Raw genomic sequence first — 17,444 nt, 5'->3', positions numbered from 1 at the left:
GATGACGAGTCGGGACGCATCACCGGAAGGGGCGTGGAAGGATGCAAAGGAATCGAACCGACAAGGAGAAATGATGCCCGTCGCCACACCCGAGGTCTACGCCGAGATGCTCAACCGGGCCAAGGCCGGCCAGTTCGCCTACCCCGCGATCAACTGCACGTCGTCGGGGACCGTCATCGCCGCGCTGGAAGGGTTCACCCAGGCCGGCAGCGACGGCATCATTCAGTTCTCCTGGGGTGGGGCACAGTTCGCGTCCGGGCAAAGCGTCAAGGACATGGTCACCGGCGCAGTGGCCCTGGCCGAGTTCACCAATGTCGTGGCCAAGAACTACCCGGTCAACGTCGCGCTGCACACCGACCACTGCCCCGAGCAGCACCTCGACTCCTACATCCGTCCCCTGATCGAGATCTCCACGGAGCGGGTGGCCGCGGGCCAACTGCCCCTGTTCCAGTCGCACATGTGGGACGGCTCGGCGATCCCGCTGGGCAAGAATCTGGACATCGCCGAGGAACTGCTCGAGAAGTGCCACAAGGCCAACATCATCCTCGAGATCGAAATCGGAGTCGTCGGGGGTGAAGAGGACGGCATCGAGGCCAAACACGACGCCAAGCTGTACTCCACGCCCGAGGACGGGCTCGCCACCGCCGAGAAGCTCGGTCTGGGAGAACGTGGCCGGTACATGGTTGCTGCCACGTTCGGGAACGTTCACGGTGTGTACAAGCCGGGTAACGTCGTCCTGCAGCCCAAGATGCTCGACGACATCCAGAAGGCGGTCGGCGAGAAGTACGGGGTCACCAAACCGTTCGACCTCGTGTTCCACGGTGGATCCGGATCGCTGCTCGAAGAGATCCGCGAAGCGCTGGACTACGGCGTCGTGAAGATGAACGTGGACACCGACACCCAGTACGCGTACACGCGTCCTGTCGCAGATCACATGTTCAAGAACTACGACGGCGTCCTCAAGATCGACGGCGAGGTCGGCAACAAGAAGCAGTACGACCCTCGAGCCTGGGGCAAGGCCGCCGAGACCGGTATGGCGTCGCGGGTCGTGCGCGCGTGCGAGGACCTGCGCAGCGCGGGCACCAAGATGGAGTGACGACTGCGCAGTCTCAGCACAGGGGCGGGATGGCTTCGGCCGTCCCGCCCTTCCGGTGTCCGGTGTCTCTGAGCGCAGTAGAGATCCGTGGTTGTGCGTGCCGGTTGGTCACGTGTGCGGGTTGGTCGTGAGTGCTCGTCAACGGCGAGTGTGGCGGTAGGCATGCGAGGGTGACCGCCGGGTCAGCCACCAGTAGCGAGGCGTGCCGGAACTCCAGTTGTTGGTGATCCGACCGGCTTCGTCCTTGTACCAGCTGTGGTCGACGCTGCCCCATACAGTGCGCGCGAGGTCGGCCTGAAGGCGAGTGTTGAACTCCTCGAATACGTCTGCGCGGACCTCGATTTCATCGCCGTGGTGCATCCCCTGGAGACAGGTCACGATGTGACGCGCCTGGCACTCCAACATGAACAGGATCGAGTTGTGACCCAAGTTCGTGTTCGGGCCGTACATGATGAACAAGTTCGGGTACCCGGGCAGGCTCAGACCCAGAAACGCCCGCGCCCCGTCCCGCCAGTCGTTACCGAGCCGACGGCCTTCGCGGCCGATGATGTCCATGGGAGCCAGAAACTCGGTGGACCGGAAGCCCGTCGCCCACACGACGACGTCCAGCGGGATCGAACGGCCGTCACTCAGCTGGACCCCCTCAGGTGTCAGGCGATCGATCGGGGTGGTGACCAGGTCGACGTCGGCCCGCATCAGGGCCGGGTAGTAGTCATCAGCCGACAACACCCGGCGGGCTCCGACCGGATAGTCGGGGGTCAACTGCCGGCGTAGGTCGGGGTCGGTGACCTTGTCGTTCAAGTGCCGGTGCAGCATCCGCTCTGCGAGACGGACGAACGCGCGTCGTCCCCGCAGCGTGGGGAATCGAGCTTCGTAGTTGGCCCAGATCCACGTTCGATAGACGCGGGCCATGCCGGGAATCGATGCGAACGCGCGCTGCTCCCACTCGCGATAGGGCCGGTCACCGCGCGGCAAGATCCAGTTGGCGCTGCGTTGGAAGACGGTCAGGTGCTGCGTGTCGTCGGCTATCGCCGGTACCACCTGAACGGCGCTCGCGGCGGTCCCGACCACACCCACTCGCCGGCCATGCAGGTCGAGGTCGGCGGGCCACTGTGCGGAGTGGAACGTCCGGCCAGGGAAGGATTCGAGCCCCGGGATCTCCGGGGTCGCGGGATGGTGCAACTGCCCCACAGCGCTCACGAGGATGTCCGCCCGGATGGTGCGCCCGTCGGCGACGGTCACGACCCATTGCCGTGTCTCCTCGTCCCAGATCGCGCCCTCCACCGCGATGCCGAACCGGATGTGGTCCACGACGCCGGAGTCCTCGGCCACTTCGGTCATGTACTGCAGGATCTCCGCCTGCGGTGCCCACTTGCGGCTCCAATCCGCCTTGGGCGCGAAGGAGTACTGGTACATGTGGCTGGGAACGTCGCAGGCTGCTCCGGGGTATGTGTTCTCCCGCCAGGTGCCGCCGAGCGACTGCGCCTTCTCCAGGATGGTGAAAGATCGGATCCCCGCCCGGCGCAACAGGAACCCGAGGCCGATACCGCCGAATCCGGCCCCGATGATCAGAACGGAGGGCGGGCGGGACATGGGATCACCGTAGTGTCCACCTGCTGTTGTGTGTCACTACCGGGCGCACTGGCGGTGATACAGGCGCGGAGATCAACGGACGTGTCGGCCGACGCCGTCGGGATGGATCGAAACCCGACTGTGACGAGCGGGCCGCGACGAATCCGCACCGGCGAGGCGCCGCGTGAGTCATCGTTGGTGTATGACCACCCGCACCGCGATTCTGGCGTGCGGCGTCGCGCTGGCGCTTGCCGCCGGACCCGCACAGGCTTCCGGGGACCACCACCGAAATGGCGATCGCCGTGAACCCGCGCAGGCACCTGTGGAGTTCACCGACGGCACCGCTCGCTGGCTCGTCTCCCTGCCGCGCGCCACGTCCGCGCGTTGGTTGGCTCGGAACCGGCCCTGCTTGACCATCGACTCGGGATCCGGTGGAGCACGCAACGTGTGCGTCAAAGGTCGCAAAGAAGCCCGGGTGACCCGCCCGGACGGCACGGCCTATTCCGTCCCGATCCGCGCCCGAGAACAGCCCGCGGGCTGGCGCATCACCCTGCGCCAGGCGGATCTGCAGCCCGAACCGGGGACATCATCGGTGACCTCTGAATGCCCCGACGGCGGTTGCGAGTCTGTGTCCGGGCAGGTGTCAGTCCCCCACCTGCGGGTGGCCTCGTGCACGGCACGCCGACCCTTGGTTCGTGCACGACGGCCCGGACGTCGGCAGAGCCGTCGCCCTGACCTTCGATGACGGTCCCGGTCCCGAAACCCATCCGGTGCTGCGGATTCTGCGCCGGTACGACACCGTCGCCACGTTCTTCCAACTCGGCATCATGGTCGAGCAGGAACCCGGAGTGCTGCGCACGATCACGCGGGCGGGGCATGCCATCGGCAACCACAGTTTCAACCATCCCGTATTGCACGCTGGTGACCGCAAGGAACTCACGCGCACGAACAAGGCCATCGTTGCCGCGGGAGCGCCGCGGCCCTGTCTGTTCCGCGCTCCCTACGGTGAGAACCCCCCCGACGTGGTCGCCATGGCCCGCGCGGCGAAGATGGTGACCGTCAACTGGAACACCGACCCCGGTGACTGGCGTGGTCTCAGTGCCGACCAGATCGTCGCGACGACACTGGCCCAGGTCCGTCCGGGCTCGATCGTGGTCCTGCACGACGGGGTGTCCCACCCCGCGACGGTGCAGGCCCTGCCGCGCCTCATCACAGAACTGCAGCAGCGGGGTTACCGCATGTTGACGGTGCCCGAACTGCTGCGCCTGCCGGTCACTTACCGCTGACCTGTCGACGTGTCGACGTGTCGACGTGCTGACCTGTTGACCGCCCACGCTCGCTGATCAGCGGACAGTTGCCCGCAGGCCCGGGTCAAGTGGGGCGGGTGCGTGGTGGGTGGTGTTGGGTCTCGCTCACAGCTGATTCCCAGGTTCCCTTCAGGTACCCCCAGGGGTATTGGCGCACGCTGTGATCAGAGCGCTCGAACGAGCGTCGTGAAGAGGGTGAAACGCCATGAGGATGACAGGACCCAGCACGAAGACACGGCTGATGACAACGAAGAGGCTGATGAACACGAAGCGGCCGATAAACACGAAGCTGCCGATGAACACGAAGCGGCCGATGAACACGAAGCGGCCCACGAGAAGCACGGTTGCGATCGCCATGACGACGGGGCTGCTGGTGATGGGGGGAACAGTGGGGTGCGCCAGCGCCGCTACCCCCCCGACCGCATCACCCGGCACGGTCGCGGGGGCCGCGCAGGGCGGCCCCGGTCACGGGCAACGGATGGGCATGAATCGCGGCGACGCGGTCGGCGTCACCGGAGCAGCGCGACTGTCCGCTTCGGAGAAGCAGGAACTTCAGTACCTGACCGAGGAAGAGAAGGTCGCGCACGACCTCTATGCCCTCGCCTACGACACATATGGCTTACGGATCTTCGCCAACATCGCGGCCTCGGAGACCCGTCACCAGCAATCGCTCCAGCGCGTGCTGGATGCGTACGGTCTCAGTGATCCCACCGCGGGCCAGCCGGCGGGTTCGTTCACGGATCCCGATCTGCAGGCGCTGTACGACTCTCTCAGTGCGCAGGTGCTGCAGTCGCAGGAGGCCGCACTCGACGTCGGAGTGGCGGTGGAGAAGGCGGACATCAGTGACCTCACGCGGGCCAAGAGCGGAATGCCGCGTGAGGTCAAACGGGTGATCGGACACCTGGTCACCGCGAGCGAGCAGCATTTGCGGGCGTTCTCGATGTGGAGCAACTGAATCGGGAGCAAGGACCTGACTGATCACCCGTCGTCCACCGGCCTTCGACTGTGTGAGTGGCGTCCGGCGTCGGTGTCGGTGTCGGTGTCGGCGTCGGCGTCGGTATCAGTGGCGGTGTCGGCGTCGGGCGTTGTTCGCGTGCCGGTGCCGGGATGAGGCGTTGGGACGAGGTGCCGTCGCAAGGCCGGTGGGCCACTTCGGCCACGGTCCGAGGGCTGCTGAGATACCCTCACTTCCGGTCAACAGTGCGTTTCGAGGTGGGACGCCCGCCGCCAGGATCGAGGACTCATGCCGGCAATCGTGCTCGTCGGCGCCCAGTGGGGCGACGAGGGCAAAGGCAAAGCCACCGATCTGCTCGGAAGTCGAGTCGACTACGTCGTGCGTTATCAGGGCGGGAACAACGCCGGGCACACGGTCGTCATCGGTGATCAGTCCTTTGCCCTGCATCTGCTACCCAGCGGCATCCTGACCCCCCGCTGCACACCCGTCATCGGAAACGGCGTCGTCGTCGATCCTGCCGTCCTGATGGACGAGCTCGCCGGGCTCAATGCCAGGGGCGTGGACACCTCGCGTCTGCTGATCAGCCCCGACGCCCACCTGATCACCCCCTACCACGTGACGCTGGACAAGGTCACCGAGCGATTCCTGGGCAAGGCGCGCATCGGAACCACCGGCCGTGGAATCGGGCCCGCTTATGCGGACAAGGTGAACCGGTTGGGGGTTCGCGTTCAAGATCTGTTCGACGCCAACATCCTGCGCCAGAAGGTCGAAGGCGCTTTGCAGCTGAAGAACCAGATCCTGGTGAAGATCTACAACCGACGCGAGATCGTTGGCGACGAGATCGTCGATTCCCTGCTGGCGTATGCGGATCAGTTGCGCCCCATGGTCACCGATACCAGCAGGGTGTTGAACGATGCACTCGACCGGGGCGAGGTGGTCTTGCTCGAAGGCGGTCAGGGGACGCTGCTCGATGTCGATCACGGCACCTATCCGTTCGTGACGTCCTCCAACCCGACCGCCGGTGGCGCCTGCACCGGCTCCGGGATCGGACCCACTCGGATCTCGCGTGTGGTGGGAATCCTGAAGGCGTACACGACGCGAGTGGGATCGGGACCGTTCCCCACCGAGCTGCACGACGCCGACGGCGACCGGCTGCGCACCGTCGGCGGTGAGCGAGGCGTCACCACCGGCCGCGACCGCCGCTGTGGCTGGTTCGACGTGCCCATCGCGCGGTTCGCGGGCCGGGTCAACGGTCTCACCGACTTCTTCTTGACCAAACTGGACGTGCTCACCGGATGGGAGAAGATCCCCGTGTGCGTGGCCTACGAGGTCGACGGTCAACGCGTGGACGATCTCCCGATGACCCAGACTGACTTCCACCACGCCACCCCGATCTACGAGATGCTGCCGGGGTGGGCGGAGGACATCTCCGCTGCCCGCGAGGTTTCGGACCTGCCCGCCAACGCCCGCGCGTATGTGCGGTTCATCGAAGACGCCGCCGGTGTCCCCGTCAGCGCCATCGGCGTCGGGCAGGACCGGGTGGCGACCATCTCGATCCGCGACCTCATCGACTGACGCGGCAGCCACCCACCCGGACCAGTGGGTCGGCAGGAACCAGGTACCCAAGGTCTGCCACCATCTGACCATGGACACCGACCCTCGCAATGGCATGGAGTTGCTCACCGACGACCAGAACTGGGAACTGCTGGCGACCAGCGTGGTGGGTCGGCTCGCGGTCGCACCGGGTGGCCGCCCGGACATCTTCCCGGTGAATTACGTGACCCGGTCCCGCACTGTGGTCTTCCGGACGGCGGAGGGCTCGAAACTGTCCTCACTCGCCGTCAACCAGGCCGTGGCCTTCGAGGTGGATGGCTACGACGCTGACACCAACGAGGCCTGGAGCGTCGTTCTCACCGGGACCGCCCGACTCGTCTCCTCGGAGGACGAGTCCGTGATGATGGAGGAACTTCCGCTGTTCCCGTGGAACACCACGCCCAAGTACCACTTCGTGGAAATCACCCCCGCGCAGATCACCGGCCGCCGGTTCGTGGCCGAAGGTCGCCGGTGAAGGTTCTGGTCATCGGCTCCGGCGCCCGGGAGCACGCGCTGGTCAAGAGCCTGCTGGCCGATCCCGGGGTGACCGAGGTCGTGTGCGCGCCCGGCAACGCCGGTGTCGCGCTGGACTGCACCACCTTGTCGGTGGACATCGCAGACGCCACAGCGATCGCGGACCTCGCGGAACGACTGGCGCCCGACCTTGTCGTCATCGGCCCCGAACTCCCCTTGGTCAACGGCGCTGCCGACGCGGTTCGCGAGCGTGGCATCTCGTGCTTCGGTCCCTCCGCCGCAGCCGCTCAACTCGAGGGCAGCAAGGCCTTCGCAAAGGACGTCATGGCTGCTGCCGGGGTCCCGACCGCGAACAGTGTGGTGTGCGCGGACCTCGCGCAGGTCGAGTCGGCACTGGACCGCTTCGCAGCGCCGTACGTCGTCAAGGATGATGGTCTCGCTGCCGGGAAGGGAGTCGTCGTCACTGACGACCGGGCGCAGGCCCTCAGCCACGCCCGCGAGTGCCTGGGACGCGGGGCCCAGATCGTGATCGAGGAGTTCCTGTCCGGACCCGAGGTGTCGCTTTTCGTCATCACCGACGGCGTGAACGCGGTGCCGTTGCTGGCCGCCCAGGATCACAAGCGCGTCGGTGACGGCGACACTGGAGCGAACACCGGCGGCATGGGGGCCTACACGCCACTGGACTGGGCTCCTGCCGACCTCGTCGAACGGATCATGGACGACGTTGCCCGGCCGACCCTGGCGGAGATGTCCCGCCGGGGGACCCCCTTCGCCGGGGTTCTCTACTGCGGACTGGCTTTGACGCCTGCGGGCCTGCGGGTCGTGGAGTTCAACGCCCGATTCGGGGATCCCGAGATCCAGGCCGTCCTTCGCCTCCTCGACTCACCGCTGGGCACAGTGTTGGTGGCAGCCGCCGACGGCGCCCTCGACTCGCTCCCGCCCTTGCGGTGGCGATCGGGCTCGGCGGTCTGCGTGGTCATTGCCGCGCACGGGTACCCCGGGGATGTGATCACCGGCGACGACATCGTCGGCATCGACCGGGCCGACAACGTCCCCGGCGTGCAGGTGGTGCACGCCGGCACCCAGAACCGGGACGGTCGCGTCGTGACGGCGGGGGGGCGGGTGCTGTCCGTCACGGCCGTCGGTGACGACCTTGCTCAGGCGTTGCAGCGCGCCTACCAGGGAGTCGCCCTCATCGAGATCCGCGGGGCCCACCACCGCACCGACATCGGTCGTCGAGCTGGAGTCTGACCGTGGCGATCCTCCCTGCGCGGATCCCCTTCGTACGCATCATCATCGCCCTGCTGAGTCTGGCCGTGGTCGCGGCGGCCCTCACCATCCTCTTCCTGGGGATGCGCTCAGTGATGGCGATCGGCGGCTACTGCGCCAGCGGCGGTCCGTACGTCATTGCGCAGAAGTGTCCGGACGGAGCCTGGCTGATTCCGGTGGGGATCATCGTCGGCCTGATCGCGGCATTCGGTTACGCCATGGCCGCCGCCGCACTTCCCGGCCCGCGGTTGTGGCCGCTGCTGTGGCCGGCGCTGTTTCTCTCGCTCGGCTGGAACTTCCTCGAGTTCGGGTTGAACCCTCCGATCGGCTCCGGGGTCGCCTGGGGCTGGCTCGTCTGCGCCATCGCGTTCTTCGTGATGGGAGCAGCTCCGCTGGCCTTCGTGTTGTCCCGGGCCGGTCTCCGGGCAGTGTTCTGGGCCGACGCACCGTCCGAAGTCCCGGTCGACCCCTACCGCGGTGTGGGGTATCCGGCGCGCTCCCGACCGGCGAGCTCCCCGAGTCAAAGCGGTGGGCGCGCCATCGCTGCACCACGGGCGGGACAGGCGCCGGACCCCGCATCGTCCGAGAAGTCCGATGACATCTCCGAGGCCTTGGAACGGCTGACCCGGTTGCACGATCACGGATCACTGACCGACGCGGAGTTCACCGCCGCGAAACAGAGACTGCTGGAGGATGGGTAGTGGACAACAGCAACACCACGAAGTCCGTCATGTTGGTCCTCAGCTTGTTGGCTGTGGTCGTCGGCATCTGGATGGGGCTCTGGCTGGTCGGCGCCGCGACTTCCTGATGGGCTCAGCCCGCGCGGTCGAGTGACACCGACGAGAGGGATGCCGGCTAGTCAATCGACGGTGCGATGGATCATCGTCGGGGGTCGCTCCACAGGCAGCGGGGGAGTCCGCTCCCCGGACCATGGAGCCGGGACCGCGTCGATATGTGCGCACAGGTGGTACGCAGGTGCCTCATAGAAACTGCGCCACTCCCGGAACACCAACCAGGCTTCTTCTCCCGTGCGTTCGCAGGGGAATCCGGCGGCAGTCAACCGTTCCACGGCCTGGTAGAACTCCTCAGCCGGCAAGGTGACATCGTCCGGATCCGCCTCGGCGAGGGCCGGGTCCTCCCACCCCTTGAAGCCCACGTTCTCGGCGAGGTCGTTGAAGCACACCATGCCCTGTCGCAACATCATGCGCGCGGCTCCCTGCGGTTGTCCGGGGGCCACCGCCAACTGCAACGCCGCCGCATCCATGGCGGCCAAGAGCGCGACCGCCCAGTTGCGCCGCGACTTCGTGGACCGCAGGGCGATCAGGATCGGATACGACGAATGAGACTCGGAGACGTCCGCCGCCCAGTGCTCCCACTCGTCCCAGAACGCCGGGAGTTGGTCGATGTTGCCGAGCAGCGCCTGTCGCGCCAGCACTTCGGGCCCCCAGTTCGGTTCGCTCGCGCGAGCGTGCATGACGGTGACCATACGTTCGCGACGGTTGTACGCCGCGTACAGCGCCGGCAGGAAGCCGATCAACAGGCCGATGACGACCGGCCCCGTCGCTGCGGCGATGAAGTCCACGAACGACAACTGGACGCGGCCGCTCCACGCGAATCCGAGGGTCAGCAGGCTCGAACCTGACTCGAGGAACGCGTCGCCGAACTGCAGATCACCGGGAACCATCAACAACAGGGTGAACCCGAGGTGGAACAGGAAGATCCACGTGAACAGCAACACGATGATGAGCAACGGCGCCGCCGGCGCGAGGACGCTGTCACGGGTGCGGTAGGTGCGGGTGCGGCGGGCGACGAAGCGAAAGCCGCCGAGCACGACTAACGTGATGCCCGCGCTGATCCGGGAACTCACACCGCGGGGCACGATCAGTGTGCGGATCACGCTGTCCGCACTGACCCCGCAGATTGCGATACCCGCAACGAGGTACACGAGCGGTGGCATGCGCTCACGCTATCGGTCGCGCTGCGCTGACACCGGTGAGTTGGTGGGCTCGGCCGGAGCCTGGCTGCGCCCTGCCGAATCGCACGCGACCACCGGACCGAGGGATCAGCGGCCGCGGACCCGCACGGTTCGGCTCAGCGCTGGATGCCGGGCTGGGATGGCCGGGCTGGAATGATAGGCAGTGTGACTGCCCCCGACATCGCCAACGTCCTCGCCGAGCGGTACGCCTCCGACACCATCACTGCCCTGTGGTCCCCACAGCACAAGATCGGTCTGGAACGGCGGCTGTGGCTCGCGGTGCTGCAGGCTCAGGCGGAGTTGGGTGTTTCAGTCCCCGATGGCGCGCTGGCCGACTACCGCACTCATGTCGACGACGTGGATCTGGCATCGATCGCCGAGCGGGAGCGCGTCACCAAACACGACGTCAAGGCGCGGATCGAGGAGTTCAACGCGCTCGCCGGTCATGAGCAGATCCACAAGGGAATGACCAGCCGCGACCTCACCGAGAACGTCGAGCAGATGCAGGTACGCGAATCGTTGCGGGTCATCCGGGACAAGGCGGTGGCCGCGCTCGTGATGCTCGGCGATCTGGCGACGCGGTATCGGGACCTGGCCATGGCCGGCCGCTCACACAACGTCGCCGCGCAGATGACGACGCTCGGCAAGCGGTTCGCATCGGCCGCCGACGAACTGCTCATCGCGGTCCAGCGCGTCGAGGAACTCATCGCTCGCTATCCGCTGCGTGGCATCAAAGGTCCGATGGGCACAGCCCAGGACATGCTCGATCTGCTCGATCAGGACCGGGACGCACTTCATCAACTCGAGCGGCGGGTTGCCCTGCACCTGGGCTTCGAGCACGTGCTCGACTCCGTGGGGCAGGTCTACCCGAGGTCGCTCGATGCCGACGTCGTAGCCGCCGTCACCCAACTCGCGGCAGGACCGTCGAGCCTGGCGCTCACGGTCCGCCTCATGGCGGGACATGAACTCGCCACCGAGGGTTTCCAACCGGGACAAGTCGGCTCGTCGGCCATGCCTCACAAGATGAACGCGCGCTCGTGTGAGCGGATCAACGGATTCATGGTCCTCCTGCGCGGCTACAACACGATGGCGGCGGACCTCGCCGGGGGCCAGTGGAACGAGGGCGACGTCTCCTGTTCCGTGGTCCGCCGTGTCATGCTGCCCGACACGTTCTTCGCGATCGACGGCTTGTTCGAGACCTTCCTGACCGTGTTGCGGGACTTCGGCGCATTCCCCGCGGTGATCGGCGAGGAACGAGATCGCTACCTGCCGTTCCTGGCGACCACGAAGGTTCTCATGGCAGCGGTGCGCAACGGGGTGGGGCGCGAGACCGCGCATGAGGCCGTCAAGGACAACGCAGTCGCGGTGGCGCTGGCGATGCGGGAGACCGGCGCGGCCAACGACCTCATCGATCGGCTGGCGGCCGATCCCCGGCTCGGTCTCACGCGGGACGATCTCGAGAAGACGTTGTCCGACCCCCTCACCTTCACCGGCGCCGCCGGTGAACAGGTGGACGCAGTCGTCGCGCACGTGGCGCAGCGGGCGCAGGAGTATCCGGCGGCGGCCGGCTACCGGCCCGGGGACATCCTCTAACCATGGGATTCCCGATGGCGCAGGGCATGCGCACCTTGGAGTTGGGGTCACCCGGGCCCATGCGCGAACACCTGAACTCGTTGGTCCTGGCCGGACGCAAGGTCGCGTGTTTCGGGTTGATGGCCGAGTACCGAGAAGAAGGCGAAGCGCCGGAATGGCTCGGGGAACGCCTGGCCCTGGTCGACGATGACGGTCGGTGGATCGCCACTGTCGAGGTCACCGACACAGCCGAGCCGACCTGGGGCACGGTGACCTGGGCCCAAGCCGAAGCCGAAGGTGAAGGGTTCTCCTCGCTGGCGGACTGGCGGCACGGGCACCGGGAGTTCTGGGAGTCAGAGGGTCGCGACATCGCCGCCGACACGGAACTGACGTGGACCCGATTTCGGGTCGTCGATCCGCGGCCGCTGCTGCCGCCCCGCCCGACAGCCGGCGACCTGGGACTGCCCGAGGGCTATGAGCACGTGTACTCGGGCAAGGTCCGCGACCTGTTCCGCACCCCGGATGGTGACCTCCTCGTCGTCGCAAGTGACCGCATCAGCGCGTATGACTGGGTCCTGCCGACGCTTATCCCGGACAAGGGGGCCATCCTCACCCGGATGAGCCTGTGGTGGTTCGACCGGCTGGCCGATCTCGTCCCGAATCATGTCGTCAGCGCTGATGCACCGGGCCGGGTCGGAGCTCGCGGTGTCGTCTGCCGGGACCTGGCCATGCTGCCGGTGGAGTGCGTCGTGCGCGGATACCTGACCGGGTCCGGACTCGCGGACTACCGTGCCACGGGAAGGGTGTGTGGGATCGGATTGCCGGGCGGCCTGCTCGACGGATCCCGACTCCCCGAGCCCATCTTCACCCCGGCCACCAAGGCCGCCATCGGTGACCACGACGAGAACGTGGACTTCCAGCACGTCGTCAGGGTCGTCGGCGGACCCACGGCCGACGAGTTGCGCACGGCGTCGATTGCCGCGTACTCGCGTGCGGAGGCGATCTCCCGCGAGCGCGGCATCATCCTGGCCGACACCAAGTTCGAGTTCGGCCGGATCGACGGCGAGGGAGATCTGATCCTCGCCGATGAAGCCCTCACCCCCGACTCCTCGCGGTACTGGCCAGTCGCGGGATGGCAGCCCGGCCACTCGCAACCCTCATTCGACAAGCAGTTCGTGCGGGATTGGCTGTCATCGCCGGAGTCCGGCTGGGACCGATCCGGACCCGAGCCTCCGCCGCCGTTGCCGCCCGACATCGTCGATCGCACCCGCGACAAATACCTCGACGCCTACCTGCGGATCACCGGACGGCCATTTCCTTGATCCCCGCCGACCCCCGCCGACCCCCCGCCGACCCCCCCGCCGACCCGCCGCCGACCCTCCGGACCGGCGTCGGTTCTCGGTCTGGGTCGGCGGATAGCATGGGGTTCCGTCAACACCGCCGGGCGGCACAATCCCGCTGTTCCGACAACCCGCTGATCGGACATCCGCTGATCGGACATCCGCTGATCGGACAATCCGCTGCAAGGAGAAACCGTGGCCCGAGTCGTCGTGGACGTCATGCTGAAGCCCGAGATCCTCGACCCTCAGGGTCGGGCTGTGCAAGGGGCACTGGCTCGCCTGGGACTCACCGGGGTGTCCGACGTCCGGCAGGGCAAGCGTTTCGAAATCACGCTGGACGGTGACCTCGATCCTGAGCGTGAGACCCTCCTCGCGAAACTGTCCGAGGAGTTGCTGGCCAACCCGGTCATCGAGGACTTCACGCTGCGAGTCGAGGCCGACGTCCGATGACCAGGATCGGGGTCATCACCTTCCCGGGATCTCTCGACGATCGCGACTCCCTGCGCGCGATCGAGGCAGCGGGGGGAACGCCAGTCCCGCTGTGGCACGCGGATACGACGTTGGGTGAGATTGACGCGGTCGTGGTCCCCGGTGGGTTCTCCTACGGCGACTACCTGCGTTGTGGCGCGATCGCGCGGTTCGCGCCGATCATGACCGATGTCATCCATCACGCCAACGACGGACTGCCCGTACTCGGCATCTGCAACGGGTTCCAGATCTTGTGCGAAACCCACCTTCTGCCCGGTGCGCTGACCCGTAACGAGTCTTTGCACTACGTCTGCCGTGACCAGTCACTGAGAGTCGAGAACGCCCACACCGCCTGGACTGGCGGATACGAGGCGGGGCAGGACATCGTCCTCCCCGTCAAACACGGCGAAGGTCGATACATCGCCGATGAGGCCACCCTGGACATGCTCGACGGTGAAGGTCTCGTCGTGGTGCGGTACACCGGGTCGAACCCGAACGGGTCCTTCCGCGACATCGCAGGGATCACGAATGAGCGCGGCAACGTCGTCGGCCTCATGCCGCACCCCGAGCACGCGGTCGAGGACTTGACCGGCACACCGGGCACCGACGGTCTCGGCTTCTTCACGTCGGTCCTGCACAGTCTGGTCGGTTAGCCCGTCGGTATTCCGTACGCCTTTGCCCGGCGTTGCATCGCTCTTGCGCTGATTCACTCTTGCCCTGATTCACCCCCTGGTCGCCTGATCTGGCCGCCACGTTCGAGGGAGGCTGTAGGACCGGTGACTCCGAGCACGGGTACGCCATCTCCTTGTTCGCGTGGTCCCGTGGTTTGTTGGGGTGGCGGGCGGGAATCGATGCCGGAAACGGGCCGCGGCGCACCATCAACCCGCGCACCCGCTGACGGCAACCCGCGCACCCGCTGACGGCAACCCGCGCACCGGCCTACGGCAAGTACCCGGTAGGGGCTCCTTGACCGCGCTGCGAAGGGGCCGGTGACCATGAAAAAGCGGTCGACCGCGGTACCTCGGATCCGGGGCACCGCGGGCGACCGCTTGGTCAACGACTCATGCGTCAGGAGGCAGCGCCGGAGCCGCCACCTGATCCTGGGATCATCGACTTGATCTTGTCGATGAGTTCCTGCTGGTCGCCGGGGGCCATGTTGGCCCACTGCTCCTGCAGAGCCTGACCGGCAGCTGTGACCTTCTGACTGAAATCGGTGGCTGCTTGGGTGGCCACTCCCTGGAACTGCTGGACCGCGTCGGTGAGCTGCTGCTTCTGCTCATCCGTCAAGGACGAGGCCTTCGACTGCAGGTCCGCCAGCGCGGCCTGGAGCTGAGACAAATCCGCCATGGGTTCCTCTTCTGTCGGCGGCACCGACGCTTGCCGGGCCGTGTGGATCGTTCGGGACAGGTCTACCGCACCTTGTCGGTCGTTGCTCGTCGGTCGTTGCTCGGCGATCGCCCCCTACCCGGTCGCCTGGCACTTCGCCCATAGACTGGCACCCTCGCCAGAAGGAGCGTGGATGACGCTGGACACGGTCGCTACCGCCGCTGCCGCCCCCGATACCGAGCAGCCGTTCGCCGAACTGGGCCTGAAACCCGACGAATACGAGCGCATCCGTCAAATCCTGGGTCGACGGCCCACCTCGAGTGAACTCGCCATGTACTCGGTGATGTGGAGTGAACACTGCTCGTACAAGTCCAGCAAGGTCCATCTGCGCCAGTTCGGCGAGAAGGCTCCCGAGTCCGACGCGCTGTTGGTGGGCATCGGTGAGAACGCCGGCGTGGTGGATATCGGCGACGGATGGGCCGTCACGTTCAAAGTCGAGAGCCACAACCATCCTTCCTACGTCGAGCCGTATCAGGGTGCCGCGACGGGGGTGGGCGGCATCGTGCGCGACATCATCTCGATGGGGGCACGCCCCCTGGCTGTCATGGATCCGCTGCGATTCGGCGCTCCCGACCACCCCGACACCAAGCGGGTCCTGCCAGGTGTCGTCGCGGGCATCGGGGGTTACGGCAACTGCCTGGGACTGCCCAACATCGGTGGCGAAGTCGTGTTCGACTCCTGCTACCAGGGCAACCCCCTGGTCAACGCCTTGTGTGTCGGGGCCATGAAACATGAGGACATCCACCTGGCCAGCGCTCGCGGGGTGGGCAACCTGGTCGTTCTCTACGGCGCGCGAACCGGGGGTGACGGGATCGGCGGGGTGTCGGTCCTGGCCAGTGAGACGTTCGACGACACGGGACCGGCCAAACGCCCCAGCGTGCAGGTGGGCGACCCCTTCATGGAGAAACTACTCATCGAGTGCACGCTGGAAGTGCTCGGCGCCGGGCTGGTCGAAGGGATCCAGGACCTTGGCGGCGCGGGTATCTCGTGCGCCACCAGTGAACTCGCCAGCAACGGCGACGGCGGTATGCACGTCTGGCTCGATCGGGTACCACTGCGTGACGCGACGCTCAGCCCGGAGGAAATCCTCATGAGCGAGTCGCAGGAGCGCATGTGTGCGGTGGTAACCCCGGGACACCGCGATGCTTTCCTGGAGATCTGCGCCCGGTGGGATGTCGAGGCTGTCGTCATCGGGGAGGTCACCGACAGCGGACGGCTCACCATCGACTGGCACGGTGAGCGCATCGTGGATGTTCCGCCCCGCACCGTCGCACACGAAGGCCCCATCTACGAACGGCCCTTTGCTCGACCTGATTCCTTGGACTCCGTTCAGGCGAACGGTCCCCAGGGGTTGCCGCGACCGGCCACCACCGCTGAGTTGGCGCAGACCTTCACCCAACTTCTCGGGTCCGCGAACCTGGGCAGCAAGGCGTGGATCACCGACCAGTACGACCGCTATGTGCGGGGCAACACCGTCCTCGCGCAGCCCGAGGACTCGGGCATGATCCGCATCGATGAGATCACCGGCCGCGGCGTCGCGTTGTCCACCGACTGCAATGGCCGGTTCGCCGCCCTCGATCCCTACGTCGGCGCTCAACTGGCGTTCGCCGAGGCCTACCGCAATGTCGCCACGACCGGGGCGGTGCCACTGGCCGTCACCAACTGCCTCAACTTCGGATCCCCGGAGGAGCCGGCGGTCATGTGGCAGTTCGCCGAAGCGGTGCGCGGCCTCGCCGACGCCTGTCAGACCATGGGAACGCCCGTGACCGGCGGCAACGTGTCGTTCTACAACTCCACCGGCGACACGGCCATCCACCCCACTCCAGTGGTGGGAGTGTTGGGGGTCATCGACGACGTCGAGCGCCGCACGCCCCAGGGCTGGGCGGCGGACGGTGAGGCGATCTACCTGCTGGGGACGACACTCGACGAGTTCGGGGGGTCCGAGTGGGCGCACGTCGTGCACGACCATCTCGGTGGGTTGCCCCCACGTGTCGACCTCGACCGCGAACGTGTGCTCGCCGAGGTCCTGGTTGCCGGCAGTCGAGACGGCATGGTCAGTGCTGCCCACGACGTATCCGACGGGGGCGTGGCTATCGCGCTCGCCGAGATGGCGATACGCAGCGGAGTGGGGGCCAGGACTTGGGTACCCGACGGTATGGACCCCTTCGTCCACCTCTTCAGCGAGTCAGCGGGCCGCGCCCTGGTGGTCATCCCGCGCAGTGAAGAGCAACGGTTCACCGCGATGTGTGCAGCCCGCGAACTGCCCGCGCAACGTATCGGAGTCGTGGACAGCGGGTTGGGATCCGACGCCGGGCATCCGGGCGAACAGGTGTTGGTGGTTGCCCTCCCAGGCGATGACGATCTGGTTCTCCCGCTGGTGCAGTTGCGCGCAGCGCACGACGCATTACTGCCGGACCTGTTCGGCTCCCAGGACTGA

Annotated in this window: 17 protein-coding genes; 13 read left to right on the top strand and 4 right to left on the bottom strand. The window is 66.7% G+C overall.

Annotated elements, in window-relative coordinates; all coding sequences use genetic code 11:
* Positions 1-73: 73 nt before the first annotated feature.
* Positions 74-1,096 (top strand): class II fructose-bisphosphate aldolase, encoded by a 1,023-nt coding sequence (fbaA, locus tag V9E98_05185; GenBank protein ID MEI2716379.1) that lies wholly within the window; start codon positions 74-76, stop codon positions 1,094-1,096.
* A gap of 138 nt (positions 1,097-1,234) precedes the next feature.
* On the opposite strand, the gene V9E98_05180 is transcribed toward fbaA, so the two are convergent.
* Positions 1,235-2,689, bottom strand: coding sequence for an NAD(P)/FAD-dependent oxidoreductase (locus V9E98_05180; GenBank protein MEI2716378.1), 1,455 nt, complete (start codon positions 2,687-2,689; stop codon positions 1,235-1,237).
* Between the two features lie 181 nt (positions 2,690-2,870).
* Here V9E98_05180 and V9E98_05175 point away from each other — a divergent pair, with 181 nt between their 5' ends.
* Together V9E98_05175 and V9E98_05170 are read left to right on the top strand one after the other, a co-directional pair.
* The gene (locus V9E98_05175) at positions 2,871-3,413 is read left to right on the top strand and encodes a hypothetical protein (protein ID MEI2716377.1); all 543 of its coding nucleotides are present in this window, start codon (positions 2,871-2,873) and stop codon (positions 3,411-3,413) included.
* On the top strand, positions 3,364-3,954 hold the full coding sequence (locus V9E98_05170) for a polysaccharide deacetylase family protein (GenBank protein MEI2716376.1): 591 nt from the start codon (positions 3,364-3,366) through the stop codon (positions 3,952-3,954). The genes V9E98_05175 and V9E98_05170 overlap by 50 nt, the downstream gene beginning before the upstream one ends.
* 150 nt (positions 3,955-4,104) lie before the next feature.
* Here the strand turns inward: V9E98_05170 and V9E98_05165 are convergent, their stop codons facing one another.
* On the bottom strand, positions 4,105-4,332 hold the full coding sequence (locus V9E98_05165; GenBank protein ID MEI2716375.1) for a hypothetical protein: 228 nt from the start codon (positions 4,330-4,332) through the stop codon (positions 4,105-4,107).
* Here V9E98_05165 and V9E98_05160 point away from each other — a divergent pair.
* The 5 genes from V9E98_05160 to V9E98_05140 all read left to right on the top strand — a co-directional run bounded on the left by V9E98_05160 (position 4,331) and on the right by V9E98_05140 (position 8,967).
* Positions 4,331-4,930, top strand: a complete 600-nt coding sequence (locus V9E98_05160) for a DUF2202 domain-containing protein (protein MEI2716374.1) — start codon at positions 4,331-4,333, stop codon at positions 4,928-4,930. The genes V9E98_05165 and V9E98_05160 overlap by 2 nt on opposite strands.
* Positions 4,931-5,218: 288 nt before the next feature.
* The gene (locus tag V9E98_05155) at positions 5,219-6,505 is read left to right on the top strand and encodes an adenylosuccinate synthase (GenBank protein MEI2716373.1); all 1,287 of its coding nucleotides are present in this window, start codon (positions 5,219-5,221) and stop codon (positions 6,503-6,505) included.
* Between the two features lie 70 nt (positions 6,506-6,575).
* Positions 6,576-6,998, top strand: coding sequence for a pyridoxamine 5'-phosphate oxidase family protein (locus V9E98_05150; GenBank protein ID MEI2716372.1), 423 nt, complete (start codon positions 6,576-6,578; stop codon positions 6,996-6,998).
* Positions 6,995-8,248, top strand: a complete 1,254-nt coding sequence (purD, locus tag V9E98_05145; protein ID MEI2716371.1) for a phosphoribosylamine--glycine ligase — start codon at positions 6,995-6,997, stop codon at positions 8,246-8,248. The genes V9E98_05150 and purD overlap by 4 nt, the downstream gene beginning before the upstream one ends.
* Positions 8,249-8,250: 2 nt before the next feature.
* Positions 8,251-8,967 carry an SHOCT domain-containing protein gene (locus tag V9E98_05140; GenBank protein ID MEI2716370.1) on the top strand — a complete coding sequence of 239 codons (717 nt, stop codon included), beginning with the start codon at positions 8,251-8,253 and terminating at the stop codon, positions 8,965-8,967.
* 158 nt (positions 8,968-9,125) lie between these two features.
* Here the strand turns inward: V9E98_05140 and V9E98_05135 are convergent, their stop codons facing one another.
* On the bottom strand, positions 9,126-10,223 hold the full coding sequence (locus V9E98_05135) for a hypothetical protein (GenBank protein MEI2716369.1): 1,098 nt from the start codon (positions 10,221-10,223) through the stop codon (positions 9,126-9,128).
* Positions 10,224-10,406: 183 nt separating this feature from the next.
* Here V9E98_05135 and purB point away from each other — a divergent pair, with 183 nt between their 5' ends.
* The 4 genes from purB (at position 10,407) to purQ (ending at position 14,274) form a co-directional block, all read left to right on the top strand.
* Positions 10,407-11,834: an adenylosuccinate lyase gene (purB, locus tag V9E98_05130; GenBank protein MEI2716368.1), complete on the top strand. Its 1,428-nt coding sequence runs from the start codon at positions 10,407-10,409 to the stop codon at positions 11,832-11,834.
* 2 nt (positions 11,835-11,836) lie between these two features.
* Positions 11,837-13,135: a phosphoribosylaminoimidazolesuccinocarboxamide synthase gene (locus V9E98_05125; GenBank protein MEI2716367.1), complete on the top strand. Its 1,299-nt coding sequence runs from the start codon at positions 11,837-11,839 to the stop codon at positions 13,133-13,135.
* A gap of 213 nt (positions 13,136-13,348) precedes the next feature.
* Entirely contained in the window at positions 13,349-13,603 is a 255-nt protein-coding gene (purS, locus tag V9E98_05120; GenBank protein MEI2716366.1) for a phosphoribosylformylglycinamidine synthase subunit PurS, read from the top strand.
* A complete protein-coding gene (gene purQ, locus V9E98_05115; GenBank protein MEI2716365.1) occupies positions 13,600-14,274 on the top strand; it encodes a phosphoribosylformylglycinamidine synthase subunit PurQ in 675 nt (224 codons plus the stop codon). The genes purS and purQ overlap by 4 nt, the downstream gene beginning before the upstream one ends.
* 415 nt (positions 14,275-14,689) lie before the next feature.
* On the opposite strand, the gene V9E98_05110 is transcribed toward purQ, so the two are convergent.
* Positions 14,690-14,968 (bottom strand): hypothetical protein, encoded by a 279-nt coding sequence (locus V9E98_05110; GenBank protein MEI2716364.1) that lies wholly within the window; start codon positions 14,966-14,968, stop codon positions 14,690-14,692.
* Between the two features lie 172 nt (positions 14,969-15,140).
* On the opposite strand from V9E98_05110, the gene purL reads away from it, so the two are divergent.
* Positions 15,141-17,444 (top strand): phosphoribosylformylglycinamidine synthase subunit PurL, encoded by a 2,304-nt coding sequence (gene purL, locus V9E98_05105; GenBank protein ID MEI2716363.1) that lies wholly within the window; start codon positions 15,141-15,143, stop codon positions 17,442-17,444.

This window comes from Candidatus Nanopelagicales bacterium, assembly GCA_037045355.1.
In the GTDB taxonomy this organism is placed as follows: domain Bacteria; phylum Actinomycetota; class Actinomycetes; order S36-B12.
This window is presented reverse-complemented; position numbering and strand designations above follow the sequence as displayed.

Excerpts from the sequence above, each read along its gene's own strand:
- V9E98_05135 (MEI2716369.1), bottom strand. The coding sequence starts at position 10,223 with ATGCCACCGCTCGTGTACCTCGTTGCGGGTATCGCAATCTGCGGGGTC.
- V9E98_05160 (MEI2716374.1), top strand. The coding sequence starts at position 4,331 with ATGACGACGGGGCTGCTGGTGATGGGGGGAACAGTGGGGTGCGCCAGC.
- fbaA (MEI2716379.1), top strand. The coding sequence starts at position 74 with ATGCCCGTCGCCACACCCGAGGTCTACGCCGAGATGCTCAACCGGGCC.
- V9E98_05175 (MEI2716377.1), top strand. The coding sequence starts at position 2,871 with ATGACCACCCGCACCGCGATTCTGGCGTGCGGCGTCGCGCTGGCGCTT.
- V9E98_05180 (MEI2716378.1), bottom strand. The coding sequence starts at position 2,689 with ATGTCCCGCCCGCCCTCCGTTCTGATCATCGGGGCCGGATTCGGCGGT.
- V9E98_05125 (MEI2716367.1), top strand. The coding sequence starts at position 11,837 with ATGGGATTCCCGATGGCGCAGGGCATGCGCACCTTGGAGTTGGGGTCA.
- V9E98_05155 (MEI2716373.1), top strand. The coding sequence starts at position 5,219 with ATGCCGGCAATCGTGCTCGTCGGCGCCCAGTGGGGCGACGAGGGCAAA.
- V9E98_05165 (MEI2716375.1), bottom strand. The coding sequence starts at position 4,332 with ATGGCGATCGCAACCGTGCTTCTCGTGGGCCGCTTCGTGTTCATCGGC.
- purL (MEI2716363.1), top strand. The coding sequence starts at position 15,141 with ATGACGCTGGACACGGTCGCTACCGCCGCTGCCGCCCCCGATACCGAG.
- purQ (MEI2716365.1), top strand. The coding sequence starts at position 13,600 with ATGACCAGGATCGGGGTCATCACCTTCCCGGGATCTCTCGACGATCGC.
- V9E98_05110 (MEI2716364.1), bottom strand. The coding sequence starts at position 14,968 with ATGGCGGATTTGTCTCAGCTCCAGGCCGCGCTGGCGGACCTGCAGTCG.
- V9E98_05150 (MEI2716372.1), top strand. The coding sequence starts at position 6,576 with ATGGACACCGACCCTCGCAATGGCATGGAGTTGCTCACCGACGACCAG.